8 protein-coding genes are annotated in these 12174 nt (G+C 48.5%); 7 read left to right on the top strand and 1 reads right to left on the bottom strand.

The window, feature by feature from the left end; genetic code table 11:
- The first annotated feature begins 61 nt into the window (after positions 1-61).
- From Q1V85_RS00040 to Q1V85_RS00020, 5 genes are all read left to right on the top strand, one after another.
- Positions 62-655 carry a sigma-70 family RNA polymerase sigma factor gene (locus Q1V85_RS00040; protein WP_300596144.1) on the top strand — a complete coding sequence of 198 codons (594 nt, stop codon included), beginning with the start codon at positions 62-64 and terminating at the stop codon, positions 653-655.
- 163 nt (positions 656-818) lie between these two features.
- Positions 819-1847 carry a FecR domain-containing protein gene (locus tag Q1V85_RS00035; protein ID WP_300596142.1) on the top strand — a complete coding sequence of 343 codons (1029 nt, stop codon included), beginning with the start codon at positions 819-821 and terminating at the stop codon, positions 1845-1847.
- Between the two features lie 172 nt (positions 1848-2019).
- Positions 2020-5421: a TonB-dependent receptor gene (locus Q1V85_RS00030; RefSeq protein ID WP_300596140.1), complete on the top strand. Its 3402-nt coding sequence runs from the start codon at positions 2020-2022 to the stop codon at positions 5419-5421.
- Positions 5422-5432: 11 nt separating this feature from the next.
- Positions 5433-7259 (top strand): RagB/SusD family nutrient uptake outer membrane protein, encoded by a 1827-nt coding sequence (locus tag Q1V85_RS00025; protein WP_300596138.1) that lies wholly within the window; start codon positions 5433-5435, stop codon positions 7257-7259.
- Positions 7259-8842 carry a sulfatase-like hydrolase/transferase gene (locus tag Q1V85_RS00020; RefSeq protein ID WP_300596136.1) on the top strand — a complete coding sequence of 528 codons (1584 nt, stop codon included), beginning with the start codon at positions 7259-7261 and terminating at the stop codon, positions 8840-8842. Before Q1V85_RS00025 ends, Q1V85_RS00020 begins: the two co-directional genes overlap by 1 nt.
- 195 nt (positions 8843-9037) lie before the next feature.
- Here Q1V85_RS00020 and Q1V85_RS00015 read toward each other — a convergent pair whose 3' ends face one another.
- The gene (locus Q1V85_RS00015; protein ID WP_300596134.1) at positions 9038-9994 is read right to left on the bottom strand and encodes a Dyp-type peroxidase; all 957 of its coding nucleotides are present in this window, start codon (positions 9992-9994) and stop codon (positions 9038-9040) included.
- A 246-nt stretch (positions 9995-10240) separates the two neighbouring features.
- Here Q1V85_RS00015 and Q1V85_RS00010 point away from each other — a divergent pair, with 246 nt between their 5' ends.
- Positions 10241-10450, top strand: a complete 210-nt coding sequence (locus tag Q1V85_RS00010; RefSeq protein ID WP_300596132.1) for a DUF2945 domain-containing protein — start codon at positions 10241-10243, stop codon at positions 10448-10450.
- A gap of 119 nt (positions 10451-10569) precedes the next feature.
- Positions 10570-11412 (top strand): glycoside hydrolase family 16 protein, encoded by an 843-nt coding sequence (locus Q1V85_RS00005; protein WP_300596130.1) that lies wholly within the window; start codon positions 10570-10572, stop codon positions 11410-11412.
- Positions 11413-12174 lie beyond the last annotated feature (762 nt).

Genomic DNA, 12174 nt, shown 5'->3' with positions numbered 1-12174 from the left:
AACACCGGCCGGCTTTGTACGGGCCGTTTAATTATTTCCTGAATTGTTCTATATTTACGACATGATGAACGACGATACGTTGTTATATGAAATATCGTTGGGAAATGAAACTGCTTTCAGCCGGTTTTTCAATTTGCACAGAGATAAGGTTTATGGATACCTGTTATCTTTTGTAAAACTACACGAAATTGCGGAGGAGCTGACACTGGATGTGTTTTTTAAAATATGGCAGAAAAAGGAAACCTTGCAGGTGGTGCATGAGCCGCAGGCCTATCTTTTTACCATTTCCAAAAACAAAGCGCTCGATTTTTTAAAGACGGCATCCAGGCATGCACAGGTGCAGCAGTGGATCGCAGAACAGATCCGCACGGTTCAACAGGGCATAGCCACGGCGAATGCCGCCCAGCAACTGGAGCATAAAGAATTATTGACCCTGGTTTTAAATGAACTGTCGCCCCAACGAAGGGTGATCTTAACCCTAAGCAGGGTAGAAGGACTAACACATGACGAAATTGCCCGGCGCCTGAATATCTCCCGGAGTACCGTGAAAAATACTATTTCCCACACACTCAAAACCCTGGAACAACTGCGGCGCACCCTGGGAGTGGAAACCTGCTGGTTGCTGTTCCTGGCCGAACGGTTCTGGCAGCGATAAAGAGCGGCTCCCGGTTCCGGTCGTCGTTTTTTTAACAGTCCTCGTGGTTTTCTTGTTGCCCCGGCTCCCGAAAAGAAGTCTGACAATCTTTTTAAAAAAAAACTGCAGCAATAGTCCTGTCGGATCTGTTTTGTCGTCATTAGGAATGAACAAACTATTGACTATGTCATCCAACCCGGCAAGACTTGATCTGCTTTTTAAAAAATACATTGACAGCTCCTGCACTCCGTCTGAACTGGAGGAGTTCTGGCAATTGTTATCCGAGCTTACCGATAATGAGCGGCTGGCTATCGGACTGCATGATGTATGGTATCAGCGGGAAACCAGGGCTATACTCCCCGATGCCCAGTGGGATAAGGCATATGCGCGGCTGCATAACGCTATTAGCCAGCAGATGCCAAAAACAAGCCGGGTGGCTGCACTGCGGCACTACCGCCGCTGGGTGGCTGCTGCGGCGATCCTGTTATTGCTGGCCGGCAGTTATTGGTTTTTTGGAACATCCCGGCCAGGGAAGGAAACCGGCCGGTCAGCGGTAGCCGATGGAAAATCCCCGGCACAGCCACCGGTACGGGTATTGACGCTTCCGGACGGAACCGTTGTTACATTAGGTCAGCAAAGTGAGTTGTACTATGATGCTTCATTTACAAGTAGTGCCGTTCGCCGTGTAAAGATTACGGGGGATGCCTATTTTGATGTGATGCATGATGCGCAACGCCCTTTTGTGGTAAGTACCGGTAGTTATGATATTAAAGTGCTGGGTACCGCGTTTGATATACGGACCAATAACGGAAAATTCCAGATAACCGTTACCAGGGGAAAAGTGCGGGTGGATGAGGCCGCTACCCAAAAGCCTGTAACGGTGCTGCTACCAGGCAATCAGCTTACCATACAGGGTACTGCTAAAGCCGCCGAAATAGCCACACAAATCGATTCGGCGGCGGTTACACGATGGACGCGGCAGGATCTGACCTTTAACGACGATACCTGGCAAACGGCTGCAACCCTCATCCGGGAGCGGTTTGGGGTGGATGTGGTATTCCTGGAACCCGCATTGGCCGCCTGCCGGTTTACCGGCGACTTTAGCGAAAAATCATTAAACGATTGTCTGGACATTATTTGTATGCTCACCCATTCCGGATGGCATCGGAAAGGAAGTCATACGATAGAAATAGATGGTCCGGGTTGCAAATAAAATAAGGGATATATGAAAAAGGCTACACTAAGTACGAGTTAGTGCAGCCAGGATCTAAATAGCTATTCGTTAACATTTAAATCAATTTAAAGGTATGAAAAAATATGCCTTTGGGAGGCCTTTTTTTGACGGGGCCGGGAGTAAGACTGTTCGCCGGAAAATTACGTACGCGATGAAACTGAGTTTTGTAATCTTGTCATTGATTTTACTAACGTTGAATGTATTGCATGCGCGGCCATCAACAGCGCAGAATATAGAACGGACGGTGGTAGCCATAAACCAGGAACCAACATCATTAAAGCAGGTGTTTGCACAAATTGAACGGCAAACCCCTTTTCGCTTTGCCTATATTGAAGCCCAGGTAGGAGCTTATACAAAGCTTGTAGTACCGGGTGGCCGGCGGCTGCTTCCGGAGCTGCTCAACAACCTGCTTGCGCAAACAAAACTGGATTACCGTCTAAAAGGCAATACCATCGTGGTGCTGGAGAATACACAGAAACCGGTAACACCGGTAGAAAAAGCGGCACATACCCTTAGTGGCGTGGTGCGTAATGAAAGTAATGATCCGCTGGAAGGTGTATCCGTATCTGTAAAAGGTACACAGGCAGGAACCGTCACAACAAGGGATGGTCTTTTTACTTTGGAAGTACATACGGGCGATCTGCTTGTTTTTTCACGGATCGGCTATATGCCCAGGGAGGTTGTTGTGGGAAGTCAAACAATGATCGAGGTAACGCTTACCGCCCTGGAGGGACGTATGGATGAAGTAGTGGTGGTGGGCTATGGTTCACAAAAGCGCCTGAATATGACCGGTGCAGTGGCCTCCGTACAAATGGATAAAGTACTGGGCGACCGGCCGGTTACCAATATGGCCCTGGCCTTGCAGGGAGCTATTCCGGGGCTTACCATCAGTGGCGGTGCCAACCCTGGCGCTTCGAAGAAGATCAATATCCGGGGCATGACCTCCATAAACGGGGGTGGTCCGCTGATCCTGGTAGATAACGTAGTGACCAATAATCTGGATCTTATCAATCCTGAAGATATTGAAACGGTATCTGTATTAAAAGATGCATCCTCTGCTGCCATCTACGGAGCAAGAGGGGCTTTTGGTGTGATCATTATTACCACCAAACGGGGAAAAAAGAACCAGAAAATACAGCTCAGTTATAGCAATAATTTTGCTTTTGAGAAGGTGACCAATCTTCCGGAAAAAGCTTCGCCCCTTCAAACGCTACAAGGGTATAAAGATATGGGCTATACTACGTACTGGTCCGGACAGAATGTTGCGAAATGGTATGACCTGATCGTGGATTATAACAAAGATCCGTCAACGTACCCGGCCTCCGGCTGGACAGAAGACGGCGGCTACCGCTATTTTTTGAAAGACAATCATGAGTTTGAGCGTATGCTAGCGCCTTATGGGTTTAAGCAAATTCATAATGTTTCAGCACTGGGCGGCGGAGAAAATATCAGTTACCGGGTGTCCCTGGGAAGTACGGGTGAAAACGGGATCCTGATCACCGATAAGGACCATTATAAGCGCACTACCGTATCGTCTTATGTAAATGCCAATATTACCAAGTGGCTGTCCAGTTCACTGGATTTTAAGTTTGCCAACGGAGTACGCACCATGCCCAAACAAGCCGGAGAGCAGGGATTGTGGAACACACAGCGGCCTTCGTATTACCCTGCCGATTCACTGCCCTTTAACGGCGCGCCATACCCTGTAAATACAGGTGCTACCATTATTCGAAACAGTGCTCCGGAAACCTGGATCGATCGCAATACCCGTATCTTTTCACACACCCAGCTTTCACCTTTCAAGGGATTCAACGCCATTTTTGAATATACCTACGAGTCTGGTTTCCAGCAAGACAATTATTACAATACCCTCTACTGGATGCAACGGGGTGTTGAAAATGCCATTGATCCTTCTGATCAATCTACGACCTACTACATGGATAAATATAATATGTCTTACAAGGCCATTAATGCCTATTTTAACTATGAACGGACGATGGGGGTACATACTTTCAAATTTACAGGGGGATACAACCAGGAACAGAATAATGCGGATGGGCTGTGGGCTAAGAATTTTTTCATGATCAGCAATGAACTGCCGTCGATTTCCGGTGGTACAGGGGTGATACAGGCAAAGGACCGTTTCTCGGATTATACCCTGCAGGGTGGGTTTTACCGGTTGAACTATAGCTACAAGGATAAATACCTGTTTGAAGCCAATGGCCGTTATGATGGCAGTTCCAAGTTTCCGCCCGGCCACCGGTTTGGCTTCTTTCCCTCTGTGTCTGCCGGATGGAATATCGCAAAGGAAGCATTTATGCAACCGCTCCTGCCGGTGATTACCTCATTGAAATTGCGCGCATCCTACGGAGCCCTGGGAAACCAGTCGATCGACAACTACCAGTTTTACCCGGTAATGAGCCCTTATAAACCTAACTGGATTTACAATGGTGCGCAGCCCGTATCACTCAATAGTCCCGGGTTGATCCGGAAGGATTTTACCTGGGAAAAAGTAAATACATTGGATATTGGTGTAGACTATGCATTGTTGAATAACCGGTTGGCCGGCGCCTTCGACTGGTACCGCCGCAATACCATCGGCATGCTGGCACCGGGGCTCGATTTTCCCGCGGTGGTGGGCGCCGCCGCGCCACAACAGAACGCTGCCGATCTGAAAACCGAAGGATGGGAATTCAACCTGCAATGGAACGACCGGATCGGTGAATGGAAATACGGCCTGGGATTAAACCTGTTTGATGCCCGGAGTTTCATCACCCGGTTCCGGAATGATAATAAAGTGCTGGGTAACTATGCAGACGGGCATAGTAACTATTACGAGGGAATGGAGATCGGCGATATATGGGGATATGTGTCCGACGGTTTTTACACGGCGGATGATTTTAATGCCAATGGCACATTAAAAGATGGAGTGGTATCGATCCAGGGCGTATTATCCCGAGAAGGCGATATGAAATATAAAAACCTGATGGACGATGCCAGCAGTACCAACCAGATCAATGTTGGCACCAATACCCTGGCAAATCCCGGAGATCGAAAGATCATCGGTAATAACACGGCACGATATAATTATGGGGTGAACGGCTTCCTGGGTTGGAAGAATATCGACCTTTCGTTTATATTACAGGGCGTGGGTAAAAGAGATGTGTGGATTGGTGGCGACCTGATGTTTCCACATGCCGGTAAATTCTCTACCTTCTACACTTACCAGCTCAATTATTGGACGCCCTCCAATAAAGATGCGTATTACGCCCGCCTGTATACGGATGCCGGAGAGGCTACGGGGTCAAACCAGCGGATCCAGACAAAGTTCCTGCAAAACGCTGCCTACCTGCGTGTAAAGAATATTACCCTCAGCTATACGCTGCCGCAGGCACTGGTGTCAAGAGCAGCGATCCGTGGGGCAAAGCTGTTCATCAGCGGGGAAAATATCTTTACCTTCTCCAGGCTGATACCGGGAGTGGATCCGGAGTTGCTTTCCTGGCAATACCCGCAATCGAAGATCTACTCCTTTGGCGTGAATGTGAACTTATAAAATCTGCAGCAATGAAAAAAATTACAATATCGATCTTTATAGTAACCTTGCTTTTTTCCTGTCAAAAAAATTTCCTGGACCAATACCCGAAGGACCAGTTAACGGAACAGACAGCTTTTATTACCTATGATAATTTTAAAACCTACGCCTGGTCGCTCTATGATATTTTTGAAAGCAATACCCATGTGCAATACATCAGTACCGGTGACGCGGAAGGATGTTTGTACAACGGCGATTTCCTAAGCGGCCTATTGCAAAATAAATCAAAAACACGCAACCCCTGGGCGTGGCAGCTGATTACACCGGAAACCGCCGGGGGATGGGACTTTTCTTTTATCCGGAAAACAAATATCATGCTGGATAAAATTGATCAAACATCCATGTCTGATGCGGATAAACGGCACTGGCGTTCAGTAGGATTGTTTTTTAGATCCTACCACTATATGGAGCTGCTGGCCCGCTTTGGGGATGTGCCCTGGCTGGAGCATGTGGTAACCGAATCGGATGTAAACGTGATCTATGGCGGCCGTACGGCAAGGGACACCGTAGCTGCCAATATTTTAAGAGACCTGCAGTTTGCAGAAAATAATATCAAGACGGTGGGTGAAGGCGCCGGTACCAATACCATCAACCAAACCGTGGTAAGAGCGCTGTTATCGAGGTTCGCATTGTTTGAAGGTACCTGGCGGAAGTATCATGGTCTTGCCGGCTCCGATACCTATCTGCAGGAATGTAAAAGGGTATCAAAATTACTGATCGATGCAAACACCACCATCGCACCGGCCTACCAGGCACTATGGTCTTCAGAAGAATTGAAATCGGTGCCGGGTGTTTTTTTGTATAAGGAGTATGTGGCCAATATACTGATGCAGCCGTTTTCGCGCTTTGAGCGGGGCGGCAGTCAGAAAACGGAAATGCATGCACGCACATTGGAGCGTTATCTCTGCCGCGATGGGAAAACGATCTATAACAGTCCGCAGTACCAGGGCGATGCCAATATGAACGATGAGTTCCGCAACCGCGACCTCCGGCTGTACTACCGTGTGATTCCTCCTTATAAAGTGAGTGGACCGCTCAATGGCACTACCTGGTCCTATACGGCGGATCCCAGGGACCGGGAATATATCGACACTATGAATAACCTGGATAAATCGGGACTGCGTAATTTTCCGGTATTGAGCTGGCAGCCCTTCGTGATCCTGAATTCGCCCAATATACAGGGTGCTACGATTAACCAGGCACCGGTATCCTGTAACACCGGGTATTATTTTTATATGTTTTACAATACCGGCACCAATGTAACCGGCGGTGCCAATTTTTCTACGACCGACGTGCCATTGTTTCATATAGAAGAAACGATGTTAAACTATGCGGAAGCTATGTATGAGCTGGGACAATTTGATCAGCAGGTTGCTGATCTTACCATCAACAAGCTGCGGGCGCGGGCGAAAGTGGCTCCTATGCAGGTGGCAACGATCGATGCGGCATTTGATCCGTCCCGTGATCCTTCGGTGGCACCGCTGTTGTGGGAGATCCGCCGGGAGCGGATGGTAGAGCTCATGGGAGAAGGTTTCAGCTTTCATGATGTACGGCGCTGGAAGAAGGCTGCTTATTTTGTAAACCAGCAACCGCTGGGGGCAAGGCTGCCTGCCAACTGGCAAAATGGGTTGCCGTCTTCGCTGAAATTAATCGCTACCGGTAAAGATGCGGGCCGCTGTTATGCCTGGGATGACCCGGTAGCTGCGGGAAAGGGATGGCTGGATAAATATTATTTGTACCCCATTCCCACTACACAGATCTCCCTGAACCCGAATATTGAACAAAATCCCGGATGGTAATGAAAACTGATTTTTTAAAACGGGCACTTTTAGCGGTGACCCTCTTTTCCGGTTTTGTTGCACCGGCGCAAAAGAAAGCACCTGTTGCAGAAAAACCCAATGTGATCTATATTCTGGCAGATGATATGGGCGCCGGGATGCTATCCTATTACGGGCAGCGTTTTTTTTCAACCCCCAATATCGACCGGCTGGCCCGTGATGGAGTGGTATTTGAAAATGCGTATTCCAGTGCCTATTGTGCGCCATCCCGTGCTACCTTTCTTACCGGGTACAGTGATTGCCGCAGGGGGAAATATGTGCTTACAGGGGGAGGTATTTATACAAAGACAGCTACCGGTCTGCTGACGGATGCGCAGGTGCAGGAAAAAGTGAATGCCGCCATTGGAAAAGAACCGGAAGTGTTGTTCCTGCCCCAGGTGTTTAAAAAAGCAGGCTATGTAACCGGCGAGGTAGGGAAGCTGGATTGGGGATTTACCACCACAGACCGGCAGTTAAAAAATCATGGCTGGGATTATTACTACGGGTATTATGATCACATTCAGTGCCATGGTTTTTACCCGATGTTCCTGCATGAGAATGGCCGGCGCATTGCCATTCCCGGTAATACGCATCCGGACGCAGCCAAAACAGGTGAGTGGGGTTCGGATAGCTTACAGGAGCAGGAGCGTTGGAATATGAACGGGAAACAGGTTTATTCACAGGACCTGTTTCTTCAAAAAATGCTGGCCTTTATAAAAGCGAATAAAGACAAACCTTTTTTTTTGTATCATCCTACCCAGCTGCCGCATGGGCCGGCGGCCATACCAGCCATTCATCCCGAACTGGCATTTAATGATTCACTGACCAGTATCGAAAAAGTGTATGCTTCCATGGTGAAACGGCTGGATGATGATATTGCAGTAATTATAAGCGAGCTGAAGCGGCTGGGGATATTTGAAAAAACCATGATCGTTTTTTCTTCCGATAACGGTCATGAGCTGTACTATGCGTACAAAGGCCGGGTGGAAAAACCCTACCGGAATATGGAAACCGGGAAACTGTATAATGATGTTACCGATAAATTTTACAGCGGTATAGGAGGGGATGTTTTTGACGGCAACCACGGCATGGCCGGTTTAAAGCGCAGCAACTGGAATGGCGGCGTAAAAGTGCCGCTGTTTGTATACTGGCCTTCCCGGTTTCAAAAAGGAAAAGTAACGGGGCTGGTGACCAATTATGATTTTCTGTCTACCATCGCAGATCTTTTGCAGGTTCCTGTGGCAGACCAAAAAGATGGGATCTCGTATCTGCCCGTGTTACAGCAACAAGCCTCCCGCAATAAGCCGCAGCATGCATCCATTGCATTTGCATCCTTTATGGGGCCGGCCCTGGTAACGAACGATGGATGGAAGCTGCGTTATTATGCACCAAAGAAGATCTTCCAGTTGTACCATTTACCGGATGACCAAAGGGAGGAAAAGGAACTTTCAGCAACGTATCCTGAAAAATTAAAATGGCTGCAGCAGGAGCTGTTAAAAAAATGCGACGGCGACTTGAATAATGGATGGTTTAGTGATGAGAAAAATATTGTGCCCGTTCGCTAATCCAAACCTTCATCCTTTCGGCCTTTTGCGTAGCAAACCCACCGTCAATTCGACCGTAGCGGAGAAATCTTTACGTAATCATACTTCGTGGACAGGTTTAAAAAATCAGATATGGAAAATTCCGTAGAGACCCCTCCGTCATGGTCGGGGTGACGGCGATCTTTCTTTCGAGACTGGACCTATTACCCTGATCCACTACGAAGCATCTCCCGCGGAATACTGATCCAGCAGGTCCATCGTAGGCACAAAGAAAAGACTTCCGGTAGTGGCGGTGCTAAAATCCAGGATCCGGTCATAATTGCCCACCGGCACGCCGATAAACATCCGCTCCAGCATTTTCCGGGTGGTGCTAAAGGTATTGGCGTAGGCAATAAAATAGGTGCCGATTTCTTTTTTTGAAGGATTGCCAAAAGGCATATTATCTCTTACGATCTTCAGGTCGTTGCCCTGTTCATCTTCAAGGCTGGCCAGGGCACTGTGCGAATTATCCGGTTTCACCGCATCCGGCATTTCAATATCACTGCCTTTATAACGGCCGATCACTTTTTCCTGTTCCTCCACCGGCAGCCGGGTCCAGGCCTCCATCTGGTGCAGGTATTTTTGTACAAAAAGATAACTGCCTCCCTTGTAGGCGGGGTCTTCATCGCCAACGATGGCAAACTGCTGCCGTTCGGCTCCAACAGGGTTTTCTGTACCATCTACAAATCCAAGAATGGAGCGCCCATCCCAATAGCGGAAACCATGTATCTCTTCCAGGCAATCGGCCACAGGGGCCAATACCTCGGTAATCGCAATCTGCATATCAAAACAAACGGCCATATCCGGTCCGCGCAAATGAAAATGCAGATCTGCCGGCGTGCTCACTGCCGTATGCTTAGCGCCGGTAATGGCATCAAAGGGTTTCAGCTCTTTGGGCAGGGGGGTGGGCAAACCAAGTTGTAACCAGGCATCATGTCCAATACCCATTACGCAGCTGGCACGCCCGGAAGGAACCCGTATGGTAAACGAGTGATTGAGGTTATCCACCAGTGCGCAAAGCCGTTCAAAAGCGGCGGGGATACCCGGTACCTTCTTAAATTTCCACACAGCGAATATGGTATTGTTATTGGGATAATCGGTTACGTTTTGGCATGGATATGTAGCTCCCTTCATCTGAATGTTTTTGTGCCTGAAATATAAAGAATCTTTTACCGATTTTACAAAATTTCATGAAACGGATCGGCGGCAGGTCCGCGTTGGGTAACAGGGTTTGCACATATGCCGGCCGGCGGTATTATTTTTGTAATAGGCTATCAGGGGTCAAAAACTGCAACGGAGCTGTTTCTTTTATCCGGGATCAGCAGCATCCGGTTGAAGACCACCTTCAAAGCCATAACAGGTCCCGCAAAAAAAACAGTTATGAAAACAACATTTAAGGTAGGCGACAAGGTAAGCTGGAACTCAGAGGCCGGCAGGGTTTCGGGTACTATCATTAAAGTGCATACAACCGATTTTCAGTACAAGGGATATACCCATCATGCCACCGATGCAGACCCCCAGTACGAGATCAAAAGCAGCAAGACGGATCATATTGCTGCGCATAAAGGAACCGCGCTTACCAAAGACTAGGAACGGGGCTGCTGGTTCAATGTTGTAGTAGCTATTGAAGCAAACCGTTACGGGCTTTGCCCTGAGTTTACTATATTGCAGCAGGTACTAACGAAGCTATACATATTCAAATACAGATCATGAAACAATTTTGCAGTGGCCGGTATGCCTTACTGATGGGATGCCTGGTGTTGCTGGGGGCTTGCAGCTCCGTGCGACAATTAAAGGAGGAGGGATACCGGTTGGTTTGGGCCGATGAGTTTAACCGTCCGGGGATGGTGGATACGGCTGTCTGGAATTTTGAAAAAGGGTTTGAGCGGAACCATGAATTACAATGGTACCAGCCCGAAAATGCCTGGTGTGCAAACGGCTACCTGGTTATTGAAGCCCGGCGGGAAACAAAACCCAACCCGCGTTACAATGACCGTGCTGTGGAATGGAGGCAACAACGGAAGTATATACAGTATACTTCTGCCAGTATCAATACCCGGGGGCGTAAAACCTGGCAATACGGACGTTTTGTGATGCGGGCAAAGATTAAAACCGATAATGGGCTTTGGCCGGCATTCTGGACCCTGGGAGTAAAACGGGAATGGCCTTCAAATGGTGAAATTGATATTATGGAATATTACCGGGGAACCCTGCTGGCCAATATTGCCTCCGGTACCAATGAGCGGCACAAGGCTAAATGGTTTACTGTAAAGAAACCCGTTACCGAATTCGGTAAAAACTGGGCGGATAAATTTCATACCTGGCGGATGGACTGGGATGAAAAGGAAATAAAGTTGTATGTAGATGACCTGTTGCTGAACCAGGTACCACTTGATCAGCTTACAAACCCGGATGGATTCAATCCGTTCCGGCAACCGCATTATATTCTCCTGGATCTGGCCATCGGTGGCGATAATGGCGGTGATCCGGCGGGGACCAGGTTCCCCAGCAGGTACCTGGTCGATTATGTGCGGGTTTATCAAAAAAAATAAAGCAAGGTCCGGAAGTTTGGCTACAAAGCACCAAGGCACCAAGATCCACAAAGGTTAAGTGCCTCTTTGTGTTTGTGTCTTCCGGTGTTAGTGGTTCCTGTTTCACGCAAAGGGGCAAGGGCGCAGCGCGTCTGGTTTTCGCCAAGAAGGTTAAATCCTTCTTTGTGTTTCTTTGTGTCTTCCGGTCTTAGTGGTTCCTGTTTCACGCAAAGGGGCAAGAGCGCAACGGGTCTGGTTTTCGCCACGAAGGTTAAATCCTTCTTTGTGTTTCTTTGTGTCTTCCGGTGTTAGTGGTTCCTGTTTCACACAAAGGGGCAAGGGCGCAGCGGGTCTGGTTTTCGCCAAGAAGGTTAAATCCTTCTTTGTGTTTCTTTGTGTCTTCCGGTCTTAGCGGTTCCTGTTTCACGCAAAGGGGCAAGAGCGCAACGGGTCTGGTTTTCGCCACGAAGGTCAAGTCCTTCTTTGTGTGTCTTTGTGTCTTCCAGTCTTAGTGGTTCCTGTTTCACGCAACGACGCAAAGGGGCTGGGACGCAGCGGGTCGGATGTTCGCCACTAAGCTGCACTAAGCTTGAATATCGCGCTATGTCCCACAAGTTGCTCCAGTCACTTTAGCACCACCTCCTCTACACCGCCCGCTTCATCACCTGCTTTGCTTTCGCCCACCGCCTGCCCTTTTGTTTGTGAAAAAGCCGGGCAACCGGTTGGGGCTTTTGTACAGCTTTAAGACCTGTTGCCTGTTGCTGTACCGGAATCAGCGGAATC

The organism is Niabella sp., from assembly GCF_030150205.1.
In the GTDB taxonomy this organism is placed as follows: domain Bacteria; phylum Bacteroidota; class Bacteroidia; order Chitinophagales; family Chitinophagaceae; genus Niabella.
The sequence above is the reverse complement of the archived record's forward strand: the minus strand, read 5'-3'. Positions and strand labels throughout refer to the sequence as shown.